The following is a 26,665-nucleotide window of genomic DNA, read 5'->3' on the forward strand; positions in this document are numbered from 1 at the left end:
GGGCCCGGCGCCGCGGGGGCGGATCAGTCCCCGGGCCGGCCGTCGCCGAGCACGGCCTGGACCAGGGCGAGTACCGCCACGGCGGCGGTGTCGGCGCGCAGGATCCGCGGGCCCAGGGAGAGGCGCACCGTGTTCCGGCGATCTCCGATCAGGGCGCGCTCCTCCGGCGTGAACCCCCCCTCGGGCCCGATCACGACGGCGAGCGGCAAGGGAGCGTTCCCGGGGCGGGTCCCGGCCGCCTGCCGCAACGCCGCGACGGGATCGGCGAGCGGCGCGTCCTCGTCGCAGAACACCAGCAGACGCTCCAGCGCCAGGCCGGCCACGGCCTCGGCCAGCGGCGCGGCCTCGCGGATCTCCGGCAGGGCCAGGATGCCGCATTGTTCGGCCGCCTCGATCGCGTTGGCGTGCAGCTTGTCGAGCTTGATCCGGTCGCCCTGCGTGCGCCGCGTCACCACCGGCTGGATCAGGCTCGCGCCCATCTCCACCGCCTTCTGGGCGACGTAGTCGAGGCGGGCGGCCTTGAGCGGGGCGAACAGGTAGTGCAGGTCGCCCGGCGGGGTCTGCGGCCGGGTCTGCGCCCGCAGCACCAGGTCCGCCGCCTTGCGGCCGGTGGGCTCGATCTCGGCCCGCCACTCGCCGTCGCGGCCGTTGAAGACCAGCACCGGTTCGCCCGCGGCGCGGCGCAGCACCGAGAGCAGGTAGTTCGCCTGCGCCCGGTCGAGGGTGTGCCGGGCGCCCTCCCGCATCGGGATGTCGAGGAAGAGCCGGGGAGCGTTGAAATCGGTGGCCGCCATGGCCCCGTGCTCGCCGAGGCGGGGGGCGGCTGTCAATCGCCCCGCCTGTGGCTGTGCCGCAACATTCGCCGGCAACCGCGTCGGGCTACGGAACGAACCGGGCTTCGCCGCACGAAGGCGCCACATTCCTGTGCAGAAACCGGTTCGAGGCCGGGAGCGGCAGGGATTTCTTACGTATGCCCGAGGGGCGACACGCCGGACCGGCGAACGACGTTCGGCGGCAATCCCGGCAAGCCGGGGCCTCGGGGATGGATTTTTTGAGGGGGTGGAGATGACCTGCATGCGTGTGACCGTGGCGGCGCTGGCCGGAAGCCTGCTCGGCGCGACGCTGCTCGGCGGGGCGGCTCTCGCCCAAGGGGCCGACTGCACGTCGATCCAGAAGACCCTGACCGAGCGCAAGGACATCGTCGGCAAGGTCAACGCCGCCTCGCAGGGCAAGAAGGCCAAGATCACTGCGGCGGCCGCCTGCACCCTGTTCAGCAAGCTCCAGGCCAACGGCACCGAGGGCCTGAAGTGGATCAGCGCCAACAAGGACTGGTGCTCGATCCCCGATTCCTTCGTCGAGGGCTTCAAGGCCGATCACAGCCGGGTCTCGACCCTGAAGACCAAGGTCTGCCAGGCCGCCGTGCAGCAGGCGGCGATGGAGAAGAAGGCCCGCGCCATGGCGGCCCAGCAGCAGCAGGGCGGCGGCGGTGGCGGCCTTCTCGGCGGTCCCGGCCTGACCGGCAGCTTCCGGGTGCCGCAGGGCGCGCTGTGACGTTCGTGCACGGACCGGCGCGGCGCCCGTCGGCATGACGACCGCCCCCGATCGTCCCGTCGCCGATGCGGTGACGGGACACTGGGTCGACCGGCACGCCCCCGAGGCCGTGCGCCCCTACCTGCGCCTCGCCCGCATCGAGCGGCCGATCGGCTGGTGGCTCCTGCTGCTGCCGTGCTGGTGGTCGGCGGCGCTCGCGGCCATCGCGACGGGACGGCCCGGCCCGAGCCTGTGGCACCTCGCCCTGTTCCTCGTCGGCGCCGTCGCCATGCGGGGCGCGGGTTCGACCTACAACGACATCGCCGACCGCGACCTCGACGCCCGCGTCGAGCGCACCCGCCTGCGGCCGCTGCCCTCCGGGCGCATCCGCGTGCGGCACGCCCTGGCCTTTTTGGTGGTGCAGGCGCTCGTCGGCCTCGCGGTGCTGCTGCAATTCAACAGGACGGCGATCCTCGTCGGCATCGCCTCGCTCGCGCCCGTCGCGATCTATCCGTTCATGAAGCGGGTGATGCCGGTGCCGCAGGCGGTGCTCGGCCTCGCCTTCGCCTGGGGCGCGCTGATGGGCTGGGTCGCCCTGGTCGGGCGCCTCGAGGCCCCGGCCTACTGGCTCTATGCCGGCGCGATCGCCTGGGTCATCGGCTACGACACGATCTACGCGGTGCAGGACATCGAGGACGACGAGATCGCCGGCATCAAGTCCTCGGCCCGCTTCTTCGGCTCCCAGGTGCGGCTCGCCGTGGCGGGCTGCTTCCTCGCCTGCGTCCTGTGCATCGGCCTCGCCCTGTCCGGGGCCGGGGCCGGGCCGATCGGGCTTGCCGGTCTCGCACTCTTCGCCGGCCACCTCGCCTGGCAGGTCGGGCGGCTCGATCCGCGCGACGGGGCGGAGGCCCTGCGGCTGTTTCGCTCGAACCGCGATGCGGGTCTGATCCTGTTCTGCGGCCTCACCCTCGACGCGATCTGGCAAGGCCTGATGTAGCGCGGGCGACGGAGCGGCAGCTCGTTCGGTTTCCGACCGGTCGCTTCGCGACGCGGAAACCGGCTTCGCTCGAGCGTCGCGCGGGCTGGCGATCCCGTCTCCGGAAGGGATCCTCCGGAGGCAGGGTCAAAGGCTGCCGCCGTCGGTCATCAGGGCCTCGTCGCGGTAGACCAGGGGGCGCAGCGGCAGCCGGGCGGTCTTGCGGCGGGTGAGGAAGCGGGGCCGGCGGTGGGCGAGCAGGCCGTGCCGGCGGCGGATGCGCACCGCGCCGAGCTTCAGCCGGCCGACCTGCTGGCCCATGCTCGAGACGGCGCCGTCCTCCTGGATCACCACCATCGGCAGGCCGGTCTCGGCGCCGAGGCGCCGCCACACCGCCACCACCTCGTCGTCGCCGTAGAGGCCGAGCCGCATCACCGGGTCGCCGTCGCGGTCGAGCAGCATGACGGCGAAGCGGTCCTCGCCGGCGGCGTCGCTGGCATCCCCGTCGAGGCACAGGGCGAGGCTGCCGGCGACCGAGCCGCCGGGCACGCCGCCGACGATCGGGAGGGCCGAGGCCTCGGCCTGGACCGGGCCGCGGTGGATGACCGGGAGCTCGACGTCGCGGCGGACGGCCTGGCTGCCGGAGGAGCGACGGTTCGAAGAGGGGAATCTGGTGACCATGGTTCTGCTCGACGCCCTGTCCGCGTGAGGCGGCGACCTCTGTTGTGTCGTCCGCCGTTGAGAGGAGATTGCACCCCCGCCGGCTCAGAACGCCTTAAAAGGCAGCGTTAAGCGATGGTTGTCGCGAGCCGGATGCGTCGAATGCTCAATAGATCCTTGTCCGGACGGGATTCATTTATCGTTCACGCCTTGCACAAGGTCGAGCGATGCTCGCGCGCGCACGAAACGACGGTGCGGCTTCCCCGCACCCGGTGGCGGGCGGCGTCGTCCTTGTGGCGTCCGATGGCGGGGCCTACAACGGAGGGACCGACGTCCGCCCCACGCATCGCGGGGGAAGCCGGGCGCTCCCCCTCGAACCTTCGCGGCCGACCATGCCTCTCCCCGACGACGTGCGCGCGATCCTGCCCGAGGGGCTCGTGCCCGAGGACTTCCTGCCGAAGGTCCGGGCGATCATCCGCGAGGCCGCGCTCCTGGCGCTACCGTTCTTCCGCCAGGGCGAGCGCACCACCGCCCGGGTCTGGAACAAGTCCGGCGGCTCGCCGGTCACGGAAGCCGACGTCACCGTGGACGCCTTCCTGAAGGTGCGCCTGAGCGAGCTCCTGCCCCGTGCCGCCTGGCTCTCGGAGGAGACCCGGGACGATCCGGTACGCCTCGCCCACGACCTCGTCTGGATCGTCGACCCGATCGACGGCACCCGCGCCTTCCTGTCGGGCGATCCCGACTGGTCGATCGCCGTGGCGCTCCTCGCCCGGGGCGAGCCGATCCTCGGCCACGTCGCCGTGCCGGTGACCGCGACCCTCTACGAGGCGGTGGCCGGGCAGGGGGCGACGAAGGACGGCGTGCCGATCCGGGTCTCGGCCCACGCCACGGCGGCGGGCGCCCGGGTCACCGGCCCCAAGCCGATGGCCGACCGGATCGAGCGCCGGCTCGGCCTCGGCGGCACGCCGGGCGAGCTCGTGCGCCTGCCCCGCATCCCCTCGCTCGCCCTGCGGCTGGTGCGGGTGGCCGAGGGGCTGGTCGATGTCGGCCTGGTCTCGTCGGACGCCCGCGACTGGGACCTCGCCGGCGCCGACCTGATCCTGCGCGAGGCCGGCGGCACGGTGGTCGGCCTCGACGGCCGCGCGCCCGTCTACAACCGGCGCGAGCCGATCCACGGCGAGCTGATCGCGGTGCCCGAGGCGCTTCGGGCCGAGGTGCTGGCGGGCCTGGGCTGACGCCGCCGGCCGGCGCCTCTTCGCCGTAAACGCGAAGGTCGAGATCGGCCCCCGGCCGCGGCGCGATCGCGCGCGGCTCTAGGGAACGTCGCGATCGCCTAGCAATCGTGACGTTCCGTCGGTCTTTGAATTCTCCGCATTTTCTGCGGCGAGCTGGCATCCACTTCGTTGGACGATGCTCTGGAGCACTTCACGATCGCGTTGCAATCGCGAAGCTCTCTAAGTCTTTGTTTTGGTGCATTTTCTGCGACGAATCGGTTTCCACTTCGTCGGAAAATGCTCTAGCGCGACTCGCGCTTCTCCAGCGCCGTCTTCACCTGCTTGAGCTGATCGAACACCGCGCTCGGCGTGGTACCGAAGAAGGTGAAGCCCGCGTTGATCGCCCAGTAGCAGCACAGCACGATCACCGGCACCAGGATCCAGCCCAGGATCTCCTCGCCGATCTTGCGCCGGCGGCGGCGCTGGCGGCGGCGTTCGCGTCGCGTCACCTTCGGGGAGGGCGGGGTCACCGTCGCGGCCGGGGCGAGGGGGCCCTCGTTGAGATCTCCGCTCATGGGAACCGTCTCACGTTTCCTTGCGCGGGCGCGGAGCCCGCGGATCCATTCGCCCTGCGAACCCGCGCGGGACGCGGCCAGGGCCTCAAACGAACATCCCGGCGGGGAGGGCCCCGCCGGGATGCGTGCGTCTCTGGTTGTGCCTCATACACGGGAGGCGGGCCGGGATCGAGGGGGCCGTCCCCGATCCCGGCCATGTCTTCCCGTACCGGTCAGGCCCGGACCAGCGGCACTTTCGGCACCGTGCGGATGCCGCCGCCGCCGTCGCCCGAGCCGCCGTCCTTCGGCTTCTTCGAGGCCGCGCGGGGGCGCCGCGGCTTCTTGGCCGGGCCGCCCTTGTCGGCCTTCTTCGTCGCGTTCGTCACGTCCTTCTCGGGACGCGGCATCACCGGGCCGGCCGGGAAGACGAAGCCGAGGCTCGGCTTCTCGCCGTCGGGCCGCTTCACGATCACCCGGACGGCGCCGCCGTCCTTGAGCTTGCCGAACAGCACCTCGTCGGCGAGCGGGGTCTTGATGGTCGACTGGATCAGGCGGGCCATCGGGCGGGCGCCCATGGCCTCGTCGTAGCCGTTCTCGACCAGCCAGTCCCGCGCCTCGTCGGAGAGCTCGATCGTGACGTTGCGGTCTGCGAGCTGCGCCTCGAGCTGGAGCACGAACTTGTCGACGACCTTGGCCACCACCTGCTTCGGCAGATGGCCGAACGACACGGTCGCGTCGAGGCGGTTGCGGAATTCCGGGGCGAACAGGCGGTTGATCGCCTCCTGGTCGTCTCCGGTGCGCTTGTTCTGCGTGAAGCCGAACGCCGCCTTGGCGAGGTCGGCCGCGCCCGCATTCGTCGTCATGATGATGATGACGTTGCGGAAGTCGACCTGCTTGCCGTTATGGTCGGTGAGCTTGCCGTGGTCCATCACCTGCAACAGGATGTTGAACAGGTCCGGGTGGGCCTTCTCGATCTCGTCGAGCAGCAGCACGCAGTGCGGATGCTGGTCGATGCCGTCGGTGAGCAGGCCGCCCTGGTCGAAGCCGACATAGCCCGGAGGGGCGCCGATCAGCCGCGAGACGGTGTGCCGCTCCATGTATTCCGACATGTCGAAGCGCAGCATCTCGACGCCGAGGCTCGAGGCGAGCTGCTTGGCGGCTTCCGTCTTGCCGACGCCTGTCGGGCCGGCGAACAGGTAGGCGCCGATCGGCTTGTCGGGATCGCGCAGGCCGGCGCGGGCGAGCTTGATCGAGGCGGTCAGCGCGTCGATGGCCGCGTCCTGGCCGTAGACCACCCGCTTCAGGTTGTCGGTGAGGTGGGCGAGCACCTCCGCGTCGTCCTTCGAGACGGTCTTCGGGGGAATGCGGGCCATCGTGGCGATGGTCGCCTCGATCTCCTTCACGCCGATCGTGCGCTTGCGGCGGCCTTCGGGCACCAGCATCTGCGAGGCGCCGGTCTCGTCGATCACGTCGATCGCCTTGTCCGGCAGCTTGCGGTCGTTGATGTAGCGCGCCGACAGCTCGACCGCCGCCTTCACGGCCTCGGTCGTGTACTTGAGCTTGTGGAACTCCTCGAAGGACGGGCGCAGGCCCTTCAGGATCTCGATCGCGTCCGGGATCGACGGCTCGTTGACGTCGATCTTCTGGAAGCGGCGCACGAGCGCCCGGTCCTTCTCGAAGTACTGGCGGTACTCCTTGTAGGTGGTCGAGCCGATGCAGCGCAGGGCCCCGGAGGCGAGCGCGGGCTTCAGGAGGTTCGAGGCGTCCATCGCGCCGCCCGAGGTCGCACCGGCGCCGATCACCGTGTGGATCTCGTCGATGAACAGGACGGCGTTCGGGTGCGCCTCGATCTCCTTCATCACCTGCTTGAGGCGCTCCTCGAAGTCGCCGCGGTAGCGGGTGCCGGCGAGCAGCGTGCCCATGTCGAGGGAGAACACGGTGGCGTCGGCCAGGACCTCCGGCACCTCGTGCTGGATGATCTTGCGGGCCAGGCCCTCGGCGATCGCGGTCTTGCCGACGCCGGGATCGCCGACGAGCAGCGGGTTGTTCTTCTGCCGGCGGCAGAGGATCTGGATCGTGCGCTGGACCTCGGTCTCGCGGCCGATCAGCGGGTCGATCTTGCCCTCGCGGGCCTTCTTGTTGAGGTTGACGCAGTAGGCGTCGAGGGCGTCGCCCTTCTTCTTCTGGCCGCCGCGCTCGTCCTCGGCCCCGCTCGGACGTTCCGTCTGACCCTCCTCGTCGGCGCCGCGCACCGGCTTGCCCTCGGACAGGCCGGGGCGCTTGGCGATGCCGTGGCTGATGTAGTTGACCGCGTCGTAGCGGGTCATGTCCTGCTCTTGCAGGAAGTAGGCGGCGTGGCTCTCGCGCTCGGCGAAGATCGCCACCAGCACGTTGGCGCCGGTGACCTCCTCGCGGCCCGAGGACTGCACGTGGATCACCGCGCGCTGGATCACCCGCTGGAAGCCCGCCGTCGGCTTCGCGTCCTGGCGCCCGTCGCCCGTGAGGTTGGCAAGCTCGGTGTCGATGTACTCGACGAGGTTGCGCTTCAGGAGATCGACGTCGACGTTGCAGGCCCGCATGACCGCGGCCGCGTCCTGGTCGTCGACCAGGGCGAGCAGGAGGTGCTCGAGCGTGGCGTATTCGTGTCGGCGCTCGCCCGCCAGCGCCAGGGCGCGGTGAAGAGCTTGTTCAAGGCTGCGTGAGAAGCTGGGCAAAGCGGGCCTCTTTGCTGGTGCCTGTCTTGATGAGTATCCGTCTCGGTCTGTGTCCGTCTCGGCTGGCGCCTACTTCTTTTCCATGACGCATTGCAGAGGATGTTGATGCTTGCGCGCAAAGTCCATGACCTGCGTCACCTTGGTCTCGGCGACCTCGTAGGTGAAGATGCCGCACTCGCCGACGCCGTTCTGGTGGACGTGCAGCATGATGCGGGTCGCGTCCTCGCGCGACTTGTTGAAGAAGCGCTCGACCACGTGGACCACGAATTCCATCGGGGTGTAGTCGTCGTTGAGGAGGAGCACGCGGTAGAGGTTGGGCCGCTTGGTGCGCGGCTTCGTCCGCGTGATCACGGCGGTGCCCGATCGCCCGTCGCCGTTGCCGGGAGCCCGGGGGTTGGCCGCGACCGGCCTGGTGGAGGGTTCTCCCTGCCTCGGGACCTGAGCCATCTGAATCGTACCGACCTCGCTCTGGCGACCGCGCCAGGACGCGCCGGCCCCCGCGAGACGAGGGCCGCGGACGACCTGCCGGCTGGCAGCCTATCATGTCGGCTGCCGGTGCCGAGCCTAATCTATAGGCCGAGTCGGCGCTTCGCCAGTCGGCTGCGCGCTCTTGTCGTGCAGGGGTCGCACGGGGGTCGTGCGACGGTCATGAAACGCGCGCGACCGGCACGGGGGCCTGTGCCGGTCGCGGTCTCTCGACGGTCTCTCGGCGATCCCGCGCGGGGGCGGCCGTCCGGCCGGCGCCTCGCGGGATGTGCGGCCTGCTTACGCGGCCTGCTTGGCCTCGTCCTCGATCTTGTTGAAGCCGTCCTTGGCCACCGCGAAGGCGCGGTCCTGGGCCTTCGAGGCCTGGTCCTGGGCCTTGGCGACCATTCCCTCGAACGGCTTCGCCATCTCCTTGGCGAGGTTCTGGTACAGCTCGGTCATCTTGGTGGACTGGGCCACGAGACGCTCGTACGAGGTCTTCATGTACTCGGTCTGGATCTCGAGCGCCTTGTCGAGCGAGCGGACGCCGGCGAGCTTCTCCATGGTGGCGGTGCCGAGCTCGAAGGACTGCTTGGCGAAGTCGGTCGCCTCGACGGCGATCGCCTGGCTGGCCTTCGACAGCGAGCCGAAGCTGCGCAGCATCGCGTCCATGCCGTCCTTGCCGAGCTTCTGGGCGGCCTCGGCCTGCTGGCCCATATACTGCTGGTTCATGGTGTCGCGTGGCACCCGGACGGGTGCCCCCTCTCGCGCGGCGGTCGGGCTCGACGGGGACGCCCGCGCGTCGCGCCCCGCCGACCGCAATATGTGCACCGCACAAAATTCGTCAAGGGTCGTTGTGCGTCGCACAATCGAGACAATTCGAGTCGAATTAACCGGGGCGTAACCGCGCCTCCCTAGCCTGATTGACAGTGATGCCGCCGCGCCACGCCGTCTCGCAGGGCGCCGTCGGTCCAGGGTGCCGCCCTCAGGGGCGCGGGCGCCCTCTGCAATCGAACGGGGTATGTGCGTGATGCGTTGCGTTCACGGCCAATCTGGACCCGCGCTGCCGGCCGTGCTCGCCGCCGCGGCGGTGCTGACGGCCCTCACCGCCTCGCCCGCCGAGGCGCGTCGGCGGGCCCACCACGGCGGGGGAGGGGGCTACAATCCGCCCTACGCCGCCATGGTGGTGGATGCCAAGACCGGCCGCGTGATGCACGCGGTCAACGAGGATGCCCTGCGCCATCCGGCCTCGATCACCAAGGTGATGACGCTCTACCTGCTGTTCGAGCAGCTCGAGCGCGGCAAGATGGACCTCGACACGCCGCTGACGGTCTCGGCCAACGCCGCCCGGATGCCGCCCTCCAAGCTCGGCGTGCGCCCGGGCTCGACCGTGACGGTCGAAGAGGCCATCAAGGCGCTGGTGACGAAGTCTGCCAACGACATCGCCTGCGCCATCGGCGAGAACATCGCGGGCTCCGAGCCCGCCTTCGCCGAGATGATGACCCGCAAGGCGCATTCGCTCGGCATGAGCCGCACGCACTACGCCAACGCCTCCGGCCTGCCCGACTCCGACCAGATCACCACCGCGCGCGACCTGACGATCCTGGCGCGGGCGATCCAGGACCGGTTCCCGAAATACTACCGCTACTTCCAGACCCGCTCCTTCGCCTTCAAGGGCCGGGTGATCGGCAACCACAACCACCTGCTCGGCCGCATCGAGGGCGTGGACGGCATCAAGACCGGCTACACCCGCGATTCGGGCTTCAACCTGATGACCTCGGCCCGCACGAGCGACCGCCACATCGTGGCGGTGGTGCTCGGCGGCAAGTCTGGCGCCAGCCGCGACAACATCATGGCGAAGCTCGTCCAGGCCAACCTGCCGGTGGCCTATGCGGGTGCCCGCACCTCGGCGCCGGTGATCGAGGTGGCCGAGCGGCCCCGCCCCGCGGTCGTCGCCGAGCGGCCCGCCGCGACCCGTACCCTCGTGGCGTCGGCCGACGAGGACGACGCGGTCGAGACCACGAACTCCACCGGCCAGCCCCTCGACATCGCCCCGCGCGGCGGCGCGACCCCGAAGTGGCGCGCCGGCGCCCCCGGCGCCGTGCCGGCGAGCGCCCAGGCCTACGCCCCCTCGGCCGCGCCCGCCTTCCCGGCGCCCGGCGGCAAGTACGCCTCGCGCCTGCCGACCGCCGAGCCGGGCGAGGCCCGCGCGCCCGCGCCCGCCCCGCGCGAGGCCGTCGCACCCGCGGCCAAGCCCGTCACGGTCTCGCCCTGGGTGATCCAGCTCGGCGCCATGGACGACGAGGGCAAGGCCAAGTCGATGCTCGCCGAGGCGCGCCAGCGCAGCGGCGGCGCGCTCGGCAAGGCCGCGCCCTTCACCGAGCGGGTGACCCATGGCGGCACCACGCTGTTCCGCGCCCGGTTCTCCGGCTTCTCGGAGGCGGAGGCCGCGCAGGACGCCTGCAAGGCGCTCAAGCGCAACGGCTTCACCTGCTTCGCGACCCGGAGCTAGGACGGGGATTCCCTTCTCTCCGGAAGGGCCGAGACGAAACAGGAAAGGACGCGGGTCCCCCTCTCCCGTTTGGGAGAGGGGCCGGGGGATCGAAGATCCCGCGTGAGGGTGACACGCTACCGTGTCAAGCGCCGAGCGTCGTGCTGGTAACGGACTGGTCGGAGCCTGACTCAGGACCGTGGCACCCTCACCCCTACCCCTCTCCTTGCAGCGATACCGGGCAAGCCCGGCATCGCCTAAGGAGGGGATCCCGCGCTGGACTCGTCGAGACTGCGAACAACATCCCCGCCGCGGCGCGTTCCTGCCGCGGCTTCGTCGACACGCGCGTGGAGCATCAGCGATGTCGGTTGAGCAGAAAGTCCTTGGCCGCGTTGACGCGGGCCGCCAGGTAGTCGGACCCGCCCTGGTCCGGGTGAAGCCGCTTCATCAAGGTCCGGTGCGCCCGGCGCACGTCCTCGAGGGGCGCCCCGCGCTGAAGCCCCAGGATCTGATAGGCCTCCTCCTCCGACATCGGCCCTGGCTGCGCCGGACCGCCCGGCCGCGGGTCTCGGTCAGCCTGAGCGTCTACGCGCCATCCGGCAAACCGGCGATCCAGATAAGCCTCTAGCAGCCGGGCGCCCTCCGGGTCGCTCGCGCGGCACTCGGAGAGCAGCGCGACGAGGCGCGGCTGCGCCAGCCCGTCGAGGGCCTGGCCGGCCAGGGTGCCGGCCAGAACCGTGCCGCGCATCGCCCCGCTGGCGTGGTCGAGCTCCATCTCCAGCATGGCCGAACGCACCCGCGAGACCGCGTCCGCCCGCGGGGGGGCGGCACCGAACCGGCCCAGGCCCATCCGGCCCAAGCCCATCCTGCCGAGGCCGAAGGGCAGGGCCGCGCCCTGGCGCCAGCCGAGGAGCCAGGCCCCGCCGAGGCCGAGGGCGCCCGCCATGTCGAAGCGCCCGCGCAGGAACAGGAGAGCCGCCGCCGCGAGGGCCAGCCAGCCGCCGGCCTGGCGGATCACCCGCGCGATCGTCGAGGGGTTCGCCGTCGCGTAGTGGCGGCCGAGCCACCACAGACCGACGAGGACCAGGACACCGAGGCCGAGGGCGATCATTCGGTCAACGTCACCTTCGTCTCGAGATTCATGGAAGAACCGTCCTACCCGCCGGTCATCCCGGCGAGGAGCCGGCGCGCCGCCGCATCCTCTTGCGCGGCGAGGCGCAATCCGTCGAGTCCCCGGGTGGCGAAGATGGCTGCGGCGCGCAGCAGCGCGGCGAGGACATCGGGCGCGCCGGCGTCGAACCGGGCGAAGGCCCCGCCGCTCAGGCGCGCGATCTCGGCAAACACCGCGGCGGCATCGGGGTCCGGTCCTTCGTGGAAGCAGAAGGCCGGCAGCCCGAGCAGCCCGAGCTCGCCGGCCACGGCGCAGAGGTCGTCGGGCGCCTCCTCGACCGCGTCGCCGACCAGCACCAGCGCCTTGACCGGCTCGCGGCCGGCGAGGTTGCGGGCGTGGCGCAGCACCCGGCCGATCTGGGTGTGTCCGCCCTGGCAGGTCACGCCCTGCATCAGCCCGGTGAGCGCCCGCGCATCCGCGACGAAGCGCGAGGCCCGGCACTCGGAGAGCCCGCGGAAGTAGACGAGCTGCACCGCGAGCCCGCCGAGCCGGGCGGTGGCCTCGAACATCCCGGCCTGGACCGCGCAGGCGAGGTCCCAGGTCGGCTGCCGGCTCATCGTCGCGTCGAGGGCGAAGACCAGCCGTGGCGCGTCGCCGGCCGGCGCGGCGACCTGCCGGGCCGTCTCCAGGAAGGCGTCGACCGCGGCCGACCGCGCGCCGTCGAGGTCGCGGCCGGACCCGCCCATCGCGCGCTCAGTGCCGCCGGATGGTGGAGGCGGTCAGCGCGTGGACCGAGAACAGGCCGTCCTCGTCGGTCCAGACCCGGGTGTGCTCCCAGCCGGCCCGGCGGGCGAGCGCCCGGAAGCCCGGCACCGTGTACTTGTAGCTGTTCTCGGTGTGGATCGTCTCGCCGGAGGCGAAGTGGAACGGCACCCCCGCCACCGTGACGAGCTGGCTGCGCCGGCTCACCAGGTGCATCTCGATCCGCCCCAGGTTCTCGTCGAAGAAGGCGTGGTGCGCGAAGGCGTCGAGGTCGAAATCCGCCCCGAGCTCGCGGTTGATGCGGGTGAGGAGGTTGAGGTTGAAGGCCGCCGTGACCTGGGCCTCGTCGTCGTAGGCGGCGTCCAGCACCGCCTTCTCCTTGACGAGGTCGATGCCGACAATGAGCGTCGCGCCGGCTCCGAGCGTGCGGGCGAAGCTGCCGAGCAGGCCCGCCGCCGCGTCGGGCTCGAAGTTGCCGATCGTCGAGCCCGGGAAGAAGCCGGCCTTCGGCGCCTCGGCGAGGTCGTCGGGCAGGGGGAACGGCTTGGTGAAGTCCGCCGCCACCGGCTCGACGCGCAGGCGCGGGAAGTCGCGGCAAAGCTCCTCCGCCTCGCTGCGCAGGAACTCCTCCGAGACGTCGACCGGCACGTAGGCGGAGAGGTCGCCGAGATGGGGCAGCAGCCGGCGCACCTTGGTGGTGGAGCCGCTGCCGAACTCGACCAGCGCCGCGCCGGGCGGAAGGCCGGCGGCGATCTCGGGACCGTACCGGTCGAGGATCGCGAGCTCGGTGCGGGTCGGGTAGTATTCCGGCAGGCGGGTGATCGCCTCGAACAGCTCCGAGCCGCGCCGGTCGTAGAAGTACTTCGCCGAGAGGTGCTTGTGCGGGGCGCCGAGGCCCGCGAGCACATCCCGCAGGAAGCCCTTGTCGGCGGTGTCGTCGAGGGAGGCGCTCGGCGCGAGGTGGGGAAGCGGGGCGTTCACGGGCGTCAAACTCCGAAGGTCGGGCGGGCCTCCCGGGGAAGGCCCGTGTCGAGGCAGATCCAGATCGAGGTCGCTCCGGCCGTGCCTCACGCGCCGTAGTGAGATAGACGCAGGCCGGTGAACTGCCAGCGCTGGTGGGGATAGAAGAAGTTGCGGTAGGTCGGCCGGCTGTGGCCTTCCGGCGTCGCCACCGAGGCCCCGCGCAGCACGAACTGGCTGACCATGAACTTGCCGTTGTACTCGCCGAGCGCACCCGGCAGCGGCCGGTAGCCCGGGTAGGCGGAATAGGCGCTGCGGGTCCATTGCCAGACATGGCCGAAGGCGGCGTCGAGCGAGCCGCTGGCGGCCTCCCACTCGGCCTCCGTCGGCAGGTCGCGCCCGGCCCAGCGGGCGAAGGCGTCGGCCTCGTAGTAGCTGACATGGGTCACCGGCAGGGCCGGATCGACGGGCTTCAGCCCGGCGAGCGTCATGCTCGACCACACGCCGTCGCGCTGGCGCCAGTAGCCCGGCGCCTCCCAGCCTTCGCTCTGCGCGGCGACGAATCCGTCGGAGAGCCACAGCTCGGCCTTGGCGTAGCCGCCGTCCTGCATGAATTCGAGCCACTCGCCGTTGGTGACGAGGGCGCGCGACAGCCCGACCGGCCGCAGCAGCACGTCGTGGCGCGGCTCCTCGTTGTCGAAGTGGAAGCCCTCGCCCGCATGCCCCATCTGCGTCACGCCGCCGTCGAGCGCCACCGTGCCGGGGCGCTGCGACAGGGCCGGCCAGCGCCAGGATTCGTCGTAGGCCGGCAGGAGGGGGTTCTGCGCGAAGGCGTGCAGGATGTCGGTGAGCAACAGCTCCTGGTGCTGCTGCTCGTGGTGCAGGCCGATCTCCAGGGTGGCGACGATCTCGGCGAGCTTGTCGGCCGGCGCCTCGGCGATCAGGGCCGCGACGGCGCGGTCGATATGGGCGCGGTAGGCCGCGACCTCGTCGCAGGTCGGCCGGGTGACGAGGCCGCGGCTGATCCGCGGCGCGCGCGGGCCCGCCTGCACGTAGTACGAGTTGAACAGGAAGAAGAAGCGCTCGTCGAAGGCCGTGTAGCCCGTCACCATCGGCTGGAGCAGGAACTGCTCGAAGAACCAGGTCGTGTGCGCGCGGTGCCACTTAGTCGGGCTCGCATCCGCCATCGACTGGACCTGCTGGTCCTCCGGCGAGAGCGGCGCGGCGCGGCGCTCGGTCTCGTCGCGGACGTGGCGGAACGCCGCGATCCAGGCGTCGCGGTCGATCGGCCGGGCGGTGGCGGGGGGTGGGGGGAACGCGGGACGCGCAACGGGGACTTCCTCTCGGGCCTGCGCGGTCGCGGTCGCTGCCATCGGATCTTCCCTCATGCGTAGACGGATTGCCCACCCTCAACGCGGAACCGGGGAACTCGTTTCTCCGGCGCGGCGTTACCGCGCAGCTTGTGGGCTACGGGAGAAGCGGGGCCTTTTTGCCGCCGCAGTGACCAAGCCTTAACGATCGCGCCGGACTCTCGCCGGCAACCTCTCATCTGCCTCTCGGTCACACCCCCATGCGGTTCGATCTGATGGCCGGCACGGCTGCGGCGCCCCTGGCGCCCTTCACCCGCGCGCCGGTGGTCCTCGTCTTCGATTCCGGCCTCGGCGGCCTCACGGTGCTGGCCGAGGTGCGCCGCGCCCGGCCCGACGCGAAGCTCGTCTACGCCGCCGACGACGCCGCCTTCCCGTACGGCGCCCTGCCCGAGGACGTGGTCCTGTCCCGCGTGCTCGCCGTGATGGAACGGCTGATCGCGCTCCACGCGCCGGACCTCGTGGTGATCGCCTGCAACACCATGACCACCCTGGTGCTGCCGGCCCTGCGCGGGCGGTTCGCCGTGCCGTTCGTCGGCACCGTGCCGGCGATCAAGCCCGCCGCGACCGCGACCCGGTCGGGCCTCGTCAGCGTGCTGGCGACCCCCGGGACGGTGAGGCGGGAATACACCCGCGACCTGATCGAGACCTATGCGGGGGCCTGCGCGGTGACGCTCGTCGGCGCGACCGGGCTCGCCGCCCTCGCGGAGGCGGAGCTGTCGGGCCTTCCGGTCGCCGACGAGGACGTGCTCGCCGAGATCGCCCCCTGCTTCGTCGAGACGCCGGCGGGGCGGACCGACGTGGTGGTGCTGGGCTGCACGCATTACCCGCTGCTGCTCGCCCGCTACGCGCGCATCGCCCCCTGGCCGGTGACCTGGATCGACCCCGCCCCGGCGGTGGCCCGGCGCATGGTGCAGCTCCTCGGCCAGCCGAGCCGCGACGAGATCCCGGGGCCGATCCTCGCCACCTTCACCAGCGGCGCCCGGCTGACCCCGGCCCTGCGGGCGGCTCTCGGCGAGCGCGGCATCGCCGACGTCGCCCTCGAGGCGATGCCGCTCGTGCTGCAGTGAGACGAAGCGGGTGAGCCTGCGGCAGGCGGTATGGGTCGCGGGCGGCCTCGCCCTCGCGCTGCTGGCCCTCTACGGCGCCGTGGTGGCGGCGTTCTGGTGGTTCCAGCGTAGCCTGCTCTATCCGGGCCAGGGCGGCCCGGTGCCGGTGACCGGGGCGCGCCTGCCGCCGGAAGCCGGGACGGTCGCGATCGCGACGCCCGATGGCGAGCGCCTGCGCGCCCTGTGGCTGGCCCCTTCGCCGGGCGCGGGCGTCGTGGTCACCTTCCACGGCAACGCCTCGCTGCCGGAATGGCACGCCGAGCGCTTCATGGCCGGACCCTGGCGCCGCCACGGCTGGGGCGTGATGGCGCCGGCCTATCGCGGCTATCCGGGCTCGACCGGGCGCCCGAGCGAGGCCGGCCTGATCGCCGACGGCCTCGCGGCGCTGGCCGAGGCGCGACGGCGCGCGCCCGGGGCGCCGGTCCTGCTGCACGGCCACTCCCTCGGCGCGGCGGTCGCGGTGGCGGTCGCGGCCCGGGCCGGGGCGGCGGGCGTGCTCGGCCTATACCTCGAGGCGCCGTTCGACTCGATGACCGCGATGGCCCGGCACCATTTCCGCCTCCTGCCGGCGCACCTGCTCGCCGATACTTGGCGCTCCGACCGGGCGATCGCGGCGGTCGCCGTCCCGGTCCTGATCGTCCACGGCGACGCCGACCCGGTAATCCCGGAAAAGTACGGCGCGCGCCTCGCCCGGATCGCGGGCGCCGACTTCGTGGCGCTGCCGGGCGACCACGTCTCGATCCTGGGCGTGCGCGACGGCGAGGCCGAAGCGCGGTTCCGGCCGCGCCCATGAGAGCGAGGTGCGGTTTCGGCCGCGCCCCGGGGAATGACAGAGACCCCCGAGGGTTGACCCCGGACGCTTCGTCGCCTAAGAGCCCCTCGTTCGCGGGGCTCCGGTTTGGGGCCCCGCGGCATTTTGCGCACCCGCGAGCGGCTCGTCACGGCCGCTCTGTCGCCCCGGTTCCGGGGGGAGGAGGGCGCGTTCCTCTCTTAACGTGATGCAGATCTAAGAGGATACGCGATGTCGAAACGCGTTCAGGCGAAGCACAAGCTCGATCGCCGCATGGGCCAGAACATCTGGGGCCGCCCGAAGAGCCCCGTGAACCGCCGCGAGTACGGCCCGGGCCAGCACGGCCAGCGCCGCAAGGGCAAGATGTCCGACTTCGGCACGCAGCTGCGTGCCAAGCAGAAGCTCAAGGGCTACTACGGCAACATCACCGAGAAGCAGTTCCGCCGCTACTACGCCGAGGCGATCCGCCTGCGCGGCGACTCGGGCGAGAACCTGGTCGGACTGCTCGAGCGCCGCCTCGACGCGGTGGTCTACCGCTCCAAGTTCGTGGCGACCCCGTTCGCTGCCCGCCAGTTCGTGAACCACGGCCACATCCGGGTGAACGGCGTCCGCGTCAACATCCCGAGCTACCTCGTGAAGCCGGACGACGTGATCGAGATCAAGGAGTCGTCCAAGCAGCTCGAGATCGTCCTCGTGGCGAGCCAGCTCGCCGAGCGCGACGTTCCCGACTACATCGAGGTCGACCACGGCAAGATGACCGCGCGCATGACCCGCGTGCCGACCCTGTCCGAGGTCCCGTACCCGGTGCAGATGGAGCCGAACCTGGTCATCGAGTTCTACTCGCGCTGATCGCGCGACGACAGGAACCGAGACCCTGGCGAAATTCTGGAAAGCCGCCCGCGAGGGCGGCTTTTCTGTTTTCGCGCCTATTCTTCCGGCACCAGCCGCCCGGCGAAGGTCAGGCAGAGGCACACGGCCCCGAGGACGAATTCCCAGCGGCGGATGTCGCCGCCGATCGAGGCCACCACGGCCTGCCCGATCAGCACGATCCCGACGAGGGGCGGCACCGCTGTGAGGAGGAGGCGCAGGACCCTGCGCCAGCCCGATGTCCCGGTTTCCGTCATGGCCGGCGCGGCGCCTCGCGTGTCGGGTGGGGTAGGGGTATCCGTCCGCCGCCTCGCGCGGACCATCGCGAGGTGGCGCGCCGTCCCCGACGGTCAAGGCGTCCCGGAGGCGGGACGCCCCATGTCACGGCCCTCGGGTCACGCGGCGCCCGGCTGCGGGCCGTCGTAGCCCTCGATCACGATCAGGTCGATCTCGGCGCCGCCCTCCTGCTTGGCGCGGGCGGCCTGGTACTCCGGCGAGTTCCAGCAGGCGAGCGCCTGGTCGTGGCTCGGGAACTCGATGACCACGTTGCGGGCCCGGCTCGTGCCGCTCACCGCCTCGAAGGCGCCGCCGCGGACGAGGAAGCGCCCGCCGAACTTGGCGAAGGCGGCGCCGTTGGCCGCGACGTAGTTCTTATAGGCCTCGGGGTTCGAGACGTCGACTCGGCCGACCCAGTATCCCTTCGCCATGCGGTTCCTCCCTTGTCGTTGCTTGTACTCTAAGCAGATTTCGCAAAAGTGGCAGCCGGTTTTTCGATAAAATCTACGGCGAAACAAGAACCTGAGCGAGCGAAGCGTTGGCTTGCCAACGCAAGTCTGCTCAGAGCGCCGCCGCCATCTCGTCGACGATGCGGCGGGCGACGTCGCGGGGGTCGGCGGCTCCGGTGATGGGCCGTCCGACCACGACGTGGTCGACGCCGGCCCGCATCGCCTCGGCCGGGGTCACGACCCGCTTCTGGTCGCCGATCTCGGCCCCGGCCGGCCGGATGCCCGGGGTGACGATCAGCCGGTCGGGCCCGAGGATCGCCCGGACCTGCGGCGCTTCCGCCGCCGAGCAGACGATGCCGTCGATGCCGATCGCGCCGGCCGCCGCCGCCCGGGCGGCGACGAGATCGGCGACGCTCGAGGCGTAGCCGGCCTCGCGGGCATCCGCGTCGTCGTAGGAGGTGAGCACCGTCACGCCGAGGATCTTCAGGCCGGTCCCCGCCTTGTCGCGCCCGGCGGCGGCCGCCCGCATGGTCTGCGGATAGGCGTGGACGGTGAGGAAGGTGGCGCCGATCCCGGCCAGCGACTGCACGCCCTCCTCGACGGTGTTGCCGATGTCGTGCAGCTTGAGGTCGAGGAAGACCTTGTGCCCGTCCCGGACCAGCCGCTCGGCCAGCGCGAGGCCGCCGGCATAGCCGAGGCGGTAGCCGATCTTGTAGAAGCTCGCCGCGTCGCCGATCCGCGCGATCAGCCGCTCGGCCTCGTCGGTGCTGGCCATGTCGAGGGCGACGATCAGGCGGTCGCGGGGGCTGATGGGCTCGGGCACGGGACCTCCGTCACGCAAGGGACAAACGTGCGCACCCATCACGGGTCCGGGCCGGAATCAACCCCGGCCGGCGAGCCGCGCCACCTCCGCCCGCAGCACCGGCAGCAGCTCGGCCTCGAACCACGGGTGCTTCTTCAGCCACGGGGTGTTGCGCCAGGACGGGTGGGGCAGGGGCAGCAGGCGCGGGCGTCGAGACTCGGAAAAGATCTCGCGCCAGCCCGCGACCGTCTCGGTGAGGCCGCCGGGCCGGCGGCCGAGATGCCAGGCCTGTGCGTACTGGCCGATCAGCAGCACCAGTTCGAGGTTCGGCAGGCCGGCGAGCAGCGGCGCGCGCCAGATCTCGGCGCATTCGCGCCGCGGCGGCAGGTCTCCGCCCTTGGAATCGTGGCCGGGAAAGCAGGCGCCCATCGGGACGATCGCGATCAGGTCGGGATCGTAGAAAGCCGGCTCGTCGAGGCCGAGCCACTCGCGCAGGCGCTTGCCGGAAGGGTCCTGGAACGGGATGCCGCTCTGGAACGCCCGGTTGCCCGGGGCCTGGCTGGCGATGCAGATCCGGGCGCGCGCCGTGCCCTGCACGATCGGACGGGGCTCGACCGGAAGCGGCGGGCCGTGGCGCGGCGCCTCGCGGCACAGCCGGCAGGCGCGCACCCGCGCGGCCGTCTCGGCAAAGTCCGGCGCGGATGAAAAAAGGGTGCGGCTCGCGCCGCACCCTGAAGTCGTCTCGGGTCCAAAACTGGAAGTCATGCCCACCATATAGGGCAGGGGTTAAACGTGTGGTGCGCGATCACACGCCGCGGAGGCCCGCGACGTCGAGCGGCAGCGAGCGCAGGCGCTGGCCGGTGGCGGCGAAGACCGCGTTCGCGATCGCCGGGGCCAGCACCGGGACGCCGGGCTCGCCGATGCCGGTGGGCGCGGCGGCCGAGGGCACGATGTGGACCTCGACCTTCGGCATCTCGCTCATCCGGGTCGGCTCGTAGGCGTCGAAGTTCTTCTCCTGCACCTCGCCGTCCTTGAAGGTGATGCGGTTGCGCAGGACCGACGACAGGGCGAAGCCGACCGCGCCCTCGACCTGGGCCCGGATGACGTCCGGGTTCACCGCCACGCCGACATCGACCGCCGCGACGATGCGGTTGACCTTCACCTTGCCGGCCTCGGCCGTCACGTCGGCCACCATCGCCACGTAGGAGCCGAAGGATTCGTGTGCGGCGACGCCGTAGCCCCGTCCCGGCTTCTGGTCGCGAGCGCTCCAGCCCGCCTTCTCGGCCGCCAGGGTCAGCGCGGCGGAGAGCCGCGGCGCCTGTTTGAGGAGGCCGAGCCGGTAGGCGACCGGATCCTGGCCCGCGGCGTGCGCCAGCTCGTCGACGAACACCTCCATCGCCTGCGCGGTGTGCGAGTGCCCGACCGAGCGCCACCACAGGACCGGCACGCCCTCGCGGGCGTTATGGACCTCGAACCGGTAGGCGGGCAGGGCGTAGGGGGTGTCGGAGGCGCCTTCGACCGTGGTGGCGTCGACCCCGTCCTTGACCATCATCGCCTCGAGCGGCGTGCCGATGATGATCGACTTGCCGACGATGCGGTGCTCCCACCCCGTGATCGCCCCCTTGGCGTCGAGCCCGGCGCGGATGCGGTGATAGGCGGCCGGGCGGTAATAGCCGCCGGTGATGTCGTCCTCGCGGGTCCAGACGAGGTGGATCGGGGCTTTTTCCCCGGTGGCCTTCAGGATCGCGGCGGCCTCGGCGATGTAGTCGGCGGACGCCGTGGCGCGCCGGCCGAACGAGCCGCCGGCCCAGAGCGTCGTGATGCGCACCTTGTCGGCGGTGGTGCCGAGGATGCCCGCCGCCACCGCCTGCTCGATCGTCTGGAACTGCGAGCCGGCATAGATGTCGTAGGAGCCGTCGCCCGCCCGCTCGATCGTGGCGTTGAGGGGCTCCATCGGGGCGTGCGCCAGGTAGGGGAAGGAGAATTCCGCCTCCAGCACCTTCGCGGCGCCCTTGATCGCGCCGGCGGCGTCGCCGCGCTGCGAGGCGACGAGGCCGGGCTTGTCGGCCAGGGCCTTGTAGGCGGCAGCTTGCGATTCCGTCGATTGCCGCTCGGCGCCGGCATCGTCCCAGGTCAGCGTCAGGGCCTCGCGGCCCTTCATCGCCGACCAGGTGTCGCGCGCCACGACCGCGACGCCGCTCGGGATGCGCACGACCTGGACCACGCCCGGCACCGCCTTGGCGGCGGTGTCGTCGACCGATTTCAGCGTCGCGCCGAAGCGCGGCGCGCGGGCGACCAGCGCCGTGAGCTGGCCCGGCCGGCGCACGTCGAGGGCATACTTTGCGCTGCCATCGGTCTTGGCGTCGGAATCGAGCCGCTTCAGCGTGGTGCCGATCAGCCGGAAGGCGGCGGGATCCTTCAGCGCCGGGTTCTCGGGGATCGGCTGCACGGCGGCCTTGGCGGCGAAGGCGCCGAACCGGCCCTCCTTGCCGCTCTTGTGGCGCATCACGCCCTTCTCGATCGTGATCTCGCCGGCCGGCACCTTCCACTCGGCGCTGGCGGCCGCGACCAGCATGGCGCGGGCGGCGGCGCCCGCCTTGCGCAGCTGGATCCAGGAATTCGCCACCGCGGTCGAGCCGCCGGTGCCCTGGATCGGGCCGAAGGCGAGGTTGTTGTAGAGGCTGGCATCGGCCGGGGCGAAGACCGCGCGCATCTGCCCCCAGTCGGCGTCGAGCTCTTCCGCCACGATGGTGGCGAGGCCCGTCGTGTTGCCCTGGCCCATGTCGAGGTGCTTGATCACCACCGTCACGGTGTCGTCGGCGGCGATTCGCACGAAGGCGTTGGGCTTGGCCGGCGCCTTCGACAGGTCGGGGCCGCCCGCGGCGCGCGCGCCCTTGAGGTCGAGGGTGAGCCCGATCACCAGGGCGCCGGCCGCGGTGGCGGAGCCGCGCAGGAAGGTGCGGCGGGACGTGACGGCGTCTTCCCGGAGGGGGACTTGGCGCGTCTTGATGCGAGAGTTCAGCATGGCGGCGTCCCGGTCAGGCGAGGGAGCGGGCGGCGTCGTGGATCGCCGCGCGGATGCGCTGGTAGGTGCCGCAGCGGCAGACGTTGCCGTCCATGGCGGCGTCGATGTCGGCGTCGGACGGCGCCTTGTTGTCCGACAGGAGGCCGATCGCCGACATCATCTGGCCGGACTGGCAGTAGCCGCACTGCACGACGTCGAGCTTGCGCCAGGCGGTGCGGACCGCCTCGGCCACCGGGCCCGAGATCCCTTCGATGGTGGTGATCTTCGCCGCGCCGACATCGCCGAGCCGGGTCTGGCACGCGCGCACCGGCTGGCCGTCGAGATGGACCGTGCAGGCGCCGCACTGCGCGATGCCGCAGCCGTACTTCGTGCCGGTGAGGTTGAGGTGGTCGCGGATCGCCCAGAGGAGCGGCATCTCGGGATCGGCCTCGACCTCGTAGGTCCGGCCGTTGAGGGTGAGTGTCGTCATCGTGCGCTTCCGACGAGAGGCTGGAATGGTTCCAGGCCTGCCTTGTGTCGGCCGCTCCTGCACTGCCGGCAAGCGGGGCCGATGTGCGCCAGCGCACCCCTCCTCGCGTGTCCCAGCGGCAGGGCGGGACGGTCCGTTCGCTCGTCTTCGCGGGGTTTCGGCAGGGGGACCTTAACGATTTTCGGTGAGCTTCTCCCGGACCGGCCGGCGGTCCGCGGCGGCGAGGGAGCGGCACGACCCGAGCTCAATGTCCGAGATCACGGCGCAAATGGTCCAGCGCGGGCGCGGCCCGACGGCGGAGGAGGCGGCCCGGCGGCGCAAGGTCGCGCGCGACGTCCGTTCCGCGCGCGAGCGGCTGACCTCGTCGATCGGGCTCGAGCGCGCCTTCGACTACGAGTTGCTGCGCGTCTACGCCCAGTACCGGCGCGGCGCCTTCCTGCCCCTGGTGACGCTCGCGTGCCTGGTCGCGGCGGCCTCGGCGTTCTGGGCCCCGATCCTCCTGAGCAGCGCCTGGTGCGCGGCGGCGATCGCGGCGATCGCGGTCAACACCGTCCTGTCGCGCTCCTTCCTGCGGCAGGATCCCGACGGGCTCTCGCTCCGGATCTCGCGCCGCCGGGTGATCGTCGGCGAACTCGCCCAGAGCGCCGTCTGGGCGCTCCTGGTGCTGGTGCCGCTCCAGGTCGACGCCGCGAATGCCCGCACCTACGTGATGGTGGTGCTGGTCATCGTCGCCGCCGTCACCACGATGCTGGCCGCCACGGTGCCGCTCGCGGCCTATGCGGGGCTCCTGCCACTCTGCGCCGCCACCGCCACCCTGCTGGCGCTGTCGCGCGAGGTCGAGACCGTCCTGCTGGTCGGCATGGCGGTCTGCGCGCAGCTGTTCTTCCTGTTCCTGTCGAACCACCTGCACGCCTCGACCGTCTCGGCGCTGCAGTCGCGGGCCGAGAAGGACGCGATCTTCGGCGAGCTGGAGCAGGCCAAGGCCAATTCCGACGAGGCGCGGCGGCGGGCGGAAGAGGCCAACCTCGCCAAGTCGCGCTTCCTCGCCACGATGAGCCACGAGCTGCGCACGCCGCTCAACGCCATCCTGGGCTTCTCGGAGGTGATGAAGAACGAGGTGTTCGGCCCCCACGCGGCCGCCTCCTACAAGGAATACTCGACCGACATCCACGACAGCGGCCTGCACCTCCTCAACCTCATCAACGAGATCCTCGACCTCTCGCGCATCGAGGCGGGACGCTACGAATTGAACGAGGAGGCCCTGCAGCTCGCCTACGTGGTGGAGGAGGGCCGGCACATGATGGCGCTGCGGGCCCGGGCCAAGAACCAGACCTTCCGCGAGATGATCGACCCGTCGCTGCCGCGGCTCTGGGCCGACGAGCGGGCGTTGCGCCAGATCGTCCTCAACGTCCTGTCGAACGCCATCAAGTTCACCCCGCCCGGCGGCGAGATCGTGATCAAGGTCGGCTGGACCTCGTCGGGCGGCCAGTATGTCAGCGTGAAGGATACCGGGCCGGGCATTCCCGAGGACGAGATCCCGACCGTGATGTCGTCCTTCGGCCGCGGGTCGCTGGCGATCAAGACCGCCGAGCAGGGTTCGGGCCTCGGCCTGCCGATCGTCAAGGGCCTCGTCGACCTGCATGGCGGCGGCTTCCAGCTGAAGTCGCAGCCGCGGGAGGGCACCGAGGTCATCGTGACCTTCCCGGCGGCCCGCGTGATGGACGCGCTGCCGGCCATGGCCGAGCCGGCCGCCCCGGCCCGGTCGTCGCGGGCGGCGTGACGCCTCGGCGCGGGCGTCCTGGGACAATTGCGATCGGAGGTCCGAGCCACGCTGCCGGGCGTGCCGCGCCGCGCTGAGGCGACGCTCCGGCGGGAGCCCGGCAGGATCCGTCAGGCCGCCGGGGCCAGCGGGATGTCGAGCACGAAATGCGCCCCGGGCCCGTCGGAATCGGTGGCGAGCCGGCCGTCGAGCTGGCGGATCAGGCTGCAGATGATCTTGAGGCCGAGGGACGGCTGGCGCATCGACACGTCGAAGCCCGGCGGCAGGCCGACGCCCTCGTCGCGCACGGCCAGGTGCAGCCCGTCCTCCCGCACGGCGAGGCTCACCCGCACCGGCCCGGTCCCCCGCGGGTAGGCGTACTTGACCGCGTTGCTCACCAGCTCGCTCACCACGAGCCCGATCGGGATCGCCTGGTCGGCGCTGATCACCTTCGACTGAGCCTCGCAGGTCAGGGCGTGGCCCGGTGCCTCGCCCTGGAGCTTGGCCACCAGCTCGCGCAGGAACGCCGCGAGGTCGACCATGCCGAGCTGGTGCAGGCCGCGCCAGAGATGGTCGTGCACCTCCGCCACGGTGGCGATGCGGGTCCCGGCATCCTCGAGGGCGTGGCGGATCTCGTCGGTGCCGGCGTCGCGGGCCTGGAGCCGCAGCAGGCCGGCCACGACGCCGAGGCTGTTCTTGACCCGGTGGCTCATCTCCCGGGTGAGCTCGACCTGGTGGTCGAGGGCGTCGCGCAGGCGCGCATCGCCCTGGTGACGCTCGACCGCGATGCCGATCAGCCCGGCGAAGCCGGCGAGGAATTCCTGGTCGGCGCGGTCGAAGCCGTGCCCCTCGCTCCCCCAGGCCTCGAGCACGCCGTAGGCGCGCCGGCTCTCGTCGCCGAGCGCGATCGGCACGTTGACCGCGTGGCGGGTGCCGGCGGGCGCGAGCGCTCCCGGCAGGTGGAAGCGCGCCTCGCCCTGCGCCCCGCCTGCCCCGACCGGAATGCCGTTGGCGAGCACGCCCGCCCCGGTGCGGTAGGCATAGGCCGCCGGCGTCGCCTCGTCGGCGGCCGAGAGCTCGGTCCCGACGAGGGCCGCCGGCAGGCCGGTGCAGGCCCGGATGACGAAGGCATGGTCGCGGGCGCGGTATTCCAGCACCTGGCAGCACGGGGAGGCGAGGCCCTCGGCGCAGAGCTCGCTGGCGCGCTTCAGCAGCGCGTCGAGGTCCCGGGTCTGGAGCGCCATGCGGGCGAAGGCGCCCATCAGCGCCTGCTGCCGCAGCCGGTACGGAAGCTCCGCCCGGCCGCTTCCGGCTTCGTGCGCCTCACGGTTCGACCCGTCATTCGCCATACGCCGGGACTCTCGCAACTCGGGGTGCCTTTCCCTCAAGGCACGTCGGACGGCCGGACTCTTACGCCATCCTGCCCGGAGCACAAGCCGAGCCGTCTGGTTGTTAGAGGAGCCGGCGCCGGCGCTCCACCAGCCTGAGGATCATCGGTGTGAGGATCAGCTGCATCGCCAGGTCGAGCTTGCCGCCGGGAATCACCACCGAGTTCGCCCGCGACATGAAGCTGCCGGCGATCATCGAGATCAGGTAGGGGAAGTCGATGCCCTTGGGGTCGCGGAAGCGGATCACCACCATCGACTCGTCGGCGGTCGGGATCCAGCGGGCGATGAAGGGATTCGAGGTGTCGACCGTCGGGATACGCTGGAAGTTGATGTCGGTGTTGGTGAATTGCGGGCAGATGGTGGTGACGTAGTCGGGCATCCGCCGCAGGATCACGTCGGTCACCGCCTCGGTCGAGTAGCCGCGGGCGGCCTTGTCGCGGTGGAGCTTCTGGATCCATTCGAGGTTGATCACCGGCACCACGCCGATCTTCAGGTCGGCATGCGCGGCGATGTCGAGCGTCTCGCTGACCAGGGCGCCGTGCAGGCCCTCGTAGAACAGCAGCTCCGATCCTTCGGCGAACTCCTCCCAGGGCGTGAAGGTGCCGGGCTCGCCCCCGAAGCGGGCGGCGTCCTCGGCATCGTGCAGGTAGTGCCGGGTGCGGCCTCGGCCGGTCGCGCCGTACTCGCGAAAGACCGCCTCGAGCTCGGGGAGCAGGTTCGCCCGCTCGCCGAAATGGCTCAGGGTCGGCTCGCGGGCCATCGCCTCCCGCATCTGCGCGCGGTCGAAGGCGTGGAAGGCGTCGCCCTCGATGAAGGCCGCCTCGACGCCCTCGCGGCGGAAGATCTGCTCGAAGGTGTTGCGCACCGAGGTGGTACCGGAGCCGGACGAGCCGGTCACCGACACGATGGGGTGGAGGGCCGACACGC

The 26,665-nt window shown here is 71.5% G+C and carries 26 protein-coding genes; 8 read left to right on the plus strand and 18 right to left on the minus strand.

The window, feature by feature from the left end:
* Positions 1-23 precede the first annotated feature (23 nt).
* On the minus strand, positions 24-794 hold the full coding sequence (locus tag V3T34_RS21805; protein WP_305077353.1) for a 16S rRNA (uracil(1498)-N(3))-methyltransferase: 771 nt from the start codon (positions 792-794) through the stop codon (positions 24-26).
* A 280-nt stretch (positions 795-1,074) separates the two neighbouring features.
* Here V3T34_RS21805 and V3T34_RS21810 point away from each other — a divergent pair, with 280 nt between their 5' ends.
* Both V3T34_RS21810 and ubiA read left to right on the plus strand, forming a co-directional pair.
* The gene (locus V3T34_RS21810) at positions 1,075-1,551 is read left to right on the plus strand and encodes a hypothetical protein (RefSeq protein ID WP_060850830.1); all 477 of its coding nucleotides are present in this window, start codon (positions 1,075-1,077) and stop codon (positions 1,549-1,551) included.
* A gap of 34 nt (positions 1,552-1,585) precedes the next feature.
* Positions 1,586-2,527, plus strand: coding sequence for a 4-hydroxybenzoate octaprenyltransferase (gene ubiA / locus V3T34_RS21815; protein WP_060849903.1), 942 nt, complete (start codon positions 1,586-1,588; stop codon positions 2,525-2,527).
* A 126-nt stretch (positions 2,528-2,653) separates the two neighbouring features.
* Here the strand turns inward: ubiA and V3T34_RS21820 are convergent, their stop codons facing one another.
* The gene (locus V3T34_RS21820; RefSeq protein WP_060849904.1) at positions 2,654-3,187 is read right to left on the minus strand and encodes a DUF6101 family protein; all 534 of its coding nucleotides are present in this window, start codon (positions 3,185-3,187) and stop codon (positions 2,654-2,656) included.
* A 371-nt stretch (positions 3,188-3,558) separates the two neighbouring features.
* Here V3T34_RS21820 and V3T34_RS21825 point away from each other — a divergent pair, with 371 nt between their 5' ends.
* The gene (locus V3T34_RS21825; RefSeq protein WP_305077354.1) at positions 3,559-4,401 is read left to right on the plus strand and encodes an inositol monophosphatase family protein; all 843 of its coding nucleotides are present in this window, start codon (positions 3,559-3,561) and stop codon (positions 4,399-4,401) included.
* A 281-nt stretch (positions 4,402-4,682) separates the two neighbouring features.
* On the opposite strand, the gene V3T34_RS21830 is transcribed toward V3T34_RS21825, so the two are convergent.
* The 4 genes from V3T34_RS21830 to V3T34_RS21845 all read right to left on the minus strand — a co-directional run bounded on the left by V3T34_RS21830 (position 4,683) and on the right by V3T34_RS21845 (position 8,860).
* Positions 4,683-4,955, minus strand: coding sequence for a hypothetical protein (locus V3T34_RS21830; protein ID WP_060849905.1), 273 nt, complete (start codon positions 4,953-4,955; stop codon positions 4,683-4,685).
* 212 nt (positions 4,956-5,167) lie between these two features.
* Complete coding sequence (clpA, locus tag V3T34_RS21835; RefSeq protein WP_060849906.1) at positions 5,168-7,648, minus strand: ATP-dependent Clp protease ATP-binding subunit ClpA; 2,481 nt, start codon at positions 7,646-7,648, stop codon at positions 5,168-5,170.
* A 69-nt stretch (positions 7,649-7,717) separates the two neighbouring features.
* Positions 7,718-8,095: an ATP-dependent Clp protease adapter ClpS gene (gene clpS / locus V3T34_RS21840; RefSeq protein WP_048433572.1), complete on the minus strand. Its 378-nt coding sequence runs from the start codon at positions 8,093-8,095 to the stop codon at positions 7,718-7,720.
* Between the two features lie 318 nt (positions 8,096-8,413).
* On the minus strand, positions 8,414-8,860 hold the full coding sequence (locus V3T34_RS21845; RefSeq protein WP_407942751.1) for a phasin family protein: 447 nt from the start codon (positions 8,858-8,860) through the stop codon (positions 8,414-8,416).
* Positions 8,861-9,143: 283 nt separating this feature from the next.
* On the opposite strand from V3T34_RS21845, the gene V3T34_RS21850 reads away from it, so the two are divergent.
* Positions 9,144-10,625 (plus strand): SPOR domain-containing protein, encoded by a 1,482-nt coding sequence (locus V3T34_RS21850; RefSeq protein WP_305077355.1) that lies wholly within the window; start codon positions 9,144-9,146, stop codon positions 10,623-10,625.
* A gap of 334 nt (positions 10,626-10,959) precedes the next feature.
* On the opposite strand, the gene V3T34_RS21855 is transcribed toward V3T34_RS21850, so the two are convergent.
* The 4 genes from V3T34_RS21855 to egtB all read right to left on the minus strand — a co-directional run bounded on the left by V3T34_RS21855 (position 10,960) and on the right by egtB (position 14,810).
* On the minus strand, positions 10,960-11,715 hold the full coding sequence (locus V3T34_RS21855; RefSeq protein ID WP_305077356.1) for a DnaJ domain-containing protein: 756 nt from the start codon (positions 11,713-11,715) through the stop codon (positions 10,960-10,962).
* Between the two features lie 44 nt (positions 11,716-11,759).
* On the minus strand, positions 11,760-12,461 hold the full coding sequence (locus V3T34_RS21860; RefSeq protein ID WP_288588079.1) for a vWA domain-containing protein: 702 nt from the start codon (positions 12,459-12,461) through the stop codon (positions 11,760-11,762).
* A gap of 7 nt (positions 12,462-12,468) precedes the next feature.
* Positions 12,469-13,458, minus strand: a complete 990-nt coding sequence (egtD, locus tag V3T34_RS21865) for an L-histidine N(alpha)-methyltransferase (protein WP_060849908.1) — start codon at positions 13,456-13,458, stop codon at positions 12,469-12,471.
* An 86-nt stretch (positions 13,459-13,544) separates the two neighbouring features.
* Positions 13,545-14,810: an ergothioneine biosynthesis protein EgtB gene (gene egtB, locus V3T34_RS21870; RefSeq protein ID WP_305077357.1), complete on the minus strand. Its 1,266-nt coding sequence runs from the start codon at positions 14,808-14,810 to the stop codon at positions 13,545-13,547.
* Positions 14,811-15,007: 197 nt separating this feature from the next.
* On the opposite strand from egtB, the gene murI reads away from it, so the two are divergent.
* The 3 genes from murI to rpsD all read left to right on the plus strand — a co-directional run bounded on the left by murI (position 15,008) and on the right by rpsD (position 17,552).
* Positions 15,008-15,874 carry a glutamate racemase gene (murI, locus tag V3T34_RS21875; RefSeq protein WP_060849910.1) on the plus strand — a complete coding sequence of 289 codons (867 nt, stop codon included), beginning with the start codon at positions 15,008-15,010 and terminating at the stop codon, positions 15,872-15,874.
* Between the two features lie 10 nt (positions 15,875-15,884).
* On the plus strand, positions 15,885-16,706 hold the full coding sequence (locus tag V3T34_RS21880) for an alpha/beta hydrolase (protein ID WP_305077358.1): 822 nt from the start codon (positions 15,885-15,887) through the stop codon (positions 16,704-16,706).
* Between the two features lie 228 nt (positions 16,707-16,934).
* Entirely contained in the window at positions 16,935-17,552 is a 618-nt protein-coding gene (gene rpsD / locus V3T34_RS21885) for a 30S ribosomal protein S4 (protein ID WP_048430210.1), read from the plus strand.
* A gap of 77 nt (positions 17,553-17,629) precedes the next feature.
* On the opposite strand, the gene V3T34_RS21890 is transcribed toward rpsD, so the two are convergent.
* From V3T34_RS21890 to V3T34_RS21915, 6 genes are all read right to left on the minus strand, one after another.
* Positions 17,630-17,827, minus strand: a complete 198-nt coding sequence (locus tag V3T34_RS21890) for a hypothetical protein (RefSeq protein ID WP_091887885.1) — start codon at positions 17,825-17,827, stop codon at positions 17,630-17,632.
* A gap of 138 nt (positions 17,828-17,965) precedes the next feature.
* Complete coding sequence (locus tag V3T34_RS21895; RefSeq protein WP_288588072.1) at positions 17,966-18,277, minus strand: DUF1330 domain-containing protein; 312 nt, start codon at positions 18,275-18,277, stop codon at positions 17,966-17,968.
* A gap of 130 nt (positions 18,278-18,407) precedes the next feature.
* Positions 18,408-19,118: an orotidine-5'-phosphate decarboxylase gene (pyrF, locus tag V3T34_RS21900; protein ID WP_060849913.1), complete on the minus strand. Its 711-nt coding sequence runs from the start codon at positions 19,116-19,118 to the stop codon at positions 18,408-18,410.
* A 57-nt stretch (positions 19,119-19,175) separates the two neighbouring features.
* Entirely contained in the window at positions 19,176-19,862 is a 687-nt protein-coding gene (locus tag V3T34_RS21905) for a uracil-DNA glycosylase family protein (protein ID WP_305077359.1), read from the minus strand.
* A gap of 40 nt (positions 19,863-19,902) precedes the next feature.
* Positions 19,903-22,122 carry a xanthine dehydrogenase family protein molybdopterin-binding subunit gene (locus V3T34_RS21910; protein WP_305077360.1) on the minus strand — a complete coding sequence of 740 codons (2,220 nt, stop codon included), beginning with the start codon at positions 22,120-22,122 and terminating at the stop codon, positions 19,903-19,905.
* 13 nt (positions 22,123-22,135) lie between these two features.
* The gene (locus V3T34_RS21915; RefSeq protein ID WP_060849916.1) at positions 22,136-22,591 is read right to left on the minus strand and encodes a (2Fe-2S)-binding protein; all 456 of its coding nucleotides are present in this window, start codon (positions 22,589-22,591) and stop codon (positions 22,136-22,138) included.
* Positions 22,592-22,838: 247 nt separating this feature from the next.
* Between V3T34_RS21915 and V3T34_RS21920 the strand changes: the two genes are divergently transcribed.
* The gene (locus V3T34_RS21920; protein WP_060849917.1) at positions 22,839-24,371 is read left to right on the plus strand and encodes a sensor histidine kinase; all 1,533 of its coding nucleotides are present in this window, start codon (positions 22,839-22,841) and stop codon (positions 24,369-24,371) included.
* A 110-nt stretch (positions 24,372-24,481) separates the two neighbouring features.
* On the opposite strand, the gene V3T34_RS21925 is transcribed toward V3T34_RS21920, so the two are convergent.
* Together V3T34_RS21925 and V3T34_RS21930 are read right to left on the minus strand one after the other, a co-directional pair.
* Complete coding sequence (locus V3T34_RS21925; RefSeq protein ID WP_305077361.1) at positions 24,482-25,699, minus strand: sensor histidine kinase; 1,218 nt, start codon at positions 25,697-25,699, stop codon at positions 24,482-24,484.
* A gap of 103 nt (positions 25,700-25,802) precedes the next feature.
* Positions 25,803-26,663: a phosphoribulokinase gene (locus V3T34_RS21930; protein WP_060849919.1), complete on the minus strand. Its 861-nt coding sequence runs from the start codon at positions 26,661-26,663 to the stop codon at positions 25,803-25,805.
* Positions 26,664-26,665 lie beyond the last annotated feature (2 nt).

This window comes from Methylobacterium ajmalii, assembly GCF_036448855.1.
Lineage (GTDB): Bacteria > Pseudomonadota > Alphaproteobacteria > Rhizobiales > Beijerinckiaceae > Methylobacterium > Methylobacterium ajmalii.

Excerpts from the sequence above, each read along its gene's own strand:
- V3T34_RS21805 (WP_305077353.1), bottom strand. The coding sequence starts at position 794 with ATGGCGGCCACCGATTTCAACGCTCCCCGGCTCTTCCTCGACATCCCG.
- V3T34_RS21810 (WP_060850830.1), top strand. The coding sequence starts at position 1,075 with ATGCGTGTGACCGTGGCGGCGCTGGCCGGAAGCCTGCTCGGCGCGACG.
- ubiA (WP_060849903.1), top strand. The coding sequence starts at position 1,586 with ATGACGACCGCCCCCGATCGTCCCGTCGCCGATGCGGTGACGGGACAC.
- V3T34_RS21820 (WP_060849904.1), bottom strand. The coding sequence starts at position 3,187 with ATGGTCACCAGATTCCCCTCTTCGAACCGTCGCTCCTCCGGCAGCCAG.
- V3T34_RS21825 (WP_305077354.1), top strand. The coding sequence starts at position 3,559 with ATGCCTCTCCCCGACGACGTGCGCGCGATCCTGCCCGAGGGGCTCGTG.
- V3T34_RS21830 (WP_060849905.1), bottom strand. The coding sequence starts at position 4,955 with ATGAGCGGAGATCTCAACGAGGGCCCCCTCGCCCCGGCCGCGACGGTG.
- clpS (WP_048433572.1), bottom strand. The coding sequence starts at position 8,095 with ATGGCTCAGGTCCCGAGGCAGGGAGAACCCTCCACCAGGCCGGTCGCG.
- V3T34_RS21850 (WP_305077355.1), top strand. The coding sequence starts at position 9,144 with ATGCGTTGCGTTCACGGCCAATCTGGACCCGCGCTGCCGGCCGTGCTC.
- V3T34_RS21855 (WP_305077356.1), bottom strand. The coding sequence starts at position 11,715 with ATGATCGCCCTCGGCCTCGGTGTCCTGGTCCTCGTCGGTCTGTGGTGG.
- V3T34_RS21860 (WP_288588079.1), bottom strand. The coding sequence starts at position 12,461 with ATGGGCGGGTCCGGCCGCGACCTCGACGGCGCGCGGTCGGCCGCGGTC.
- egtB (WP_305077357.1), bottom strand. The coding sequence starts at position 14,810 with ATGGCAGCGACCGCGACCGCGCAGGCCCGAGAGGAAGTCCCCGTTGCG.
- murI (WP_060849910.1), top strand. The coding sequence starts at position 15,008 with ATGCGGTTCGATCTGATGGCCGGCACGGCTGCGGCGCCCCTGGCGCCC.
- rpsD (WP_048430210.1), top strand. The coding sequence starts at position 16,935 with ATGTCGAAACGCGTTCAGGCGAAGCACAAGCTCGATCGCCGCATGGGC.
- V3T34_RS21890 (WP_091887885.1), bottom strand. The coding sequence starts at position 17,827 with ATGACGGAAACCGGGACATCGGGCTGGCGCAGGGTCCTGCGCCTCCTC.
- V3T34_RS21895 (WP_288588072.1), bottom strand. The coding sequence starts at position 18,277 with ATGGCGAAGGGATACTGGGTCGGCCGAGTCGACGTCTCGAACCCCGAG.
- V3T34_RS21905 (WP_305077359.1), bottom strand. The coding sequence starts at position 19,862 with ATGACTTCCAGTTTTGGACCCGAGACGACTTCAGGGTGCGGCGCGAGC.
- V3T34_RS21910 (WP_305077360.1), bottom strand. The coding sequence starts at position 22,122 with ATGCTGAACTCTCGCATCAAGACGCGCCAAGTCCCCCTCCGGGAAGAC.
- V3T34_RS21915 (WP_060849916.1), bottom strand. The coding sequence starts at position 22,591 with ATGACGACACTCACCCTCAACGGCCGGACCTACGAGGTCGAGGCCGAT.
- V3T34_RS21920 (WP_060849917.1), top strand. The coding sequence starts at position 22,839 with ATGTCCGAGATCACGGCGCAAATGGTCCAGCGCGGGCGCGGCCCGACG.
- V3T34_RS21925 (WP_305077361.1), bottom strand. The coding sequence starts at position 25,699 with ATGGCGAATGACGGGTCGAACCGTGAGGCGCACGAAGCCGGAAGCGGC.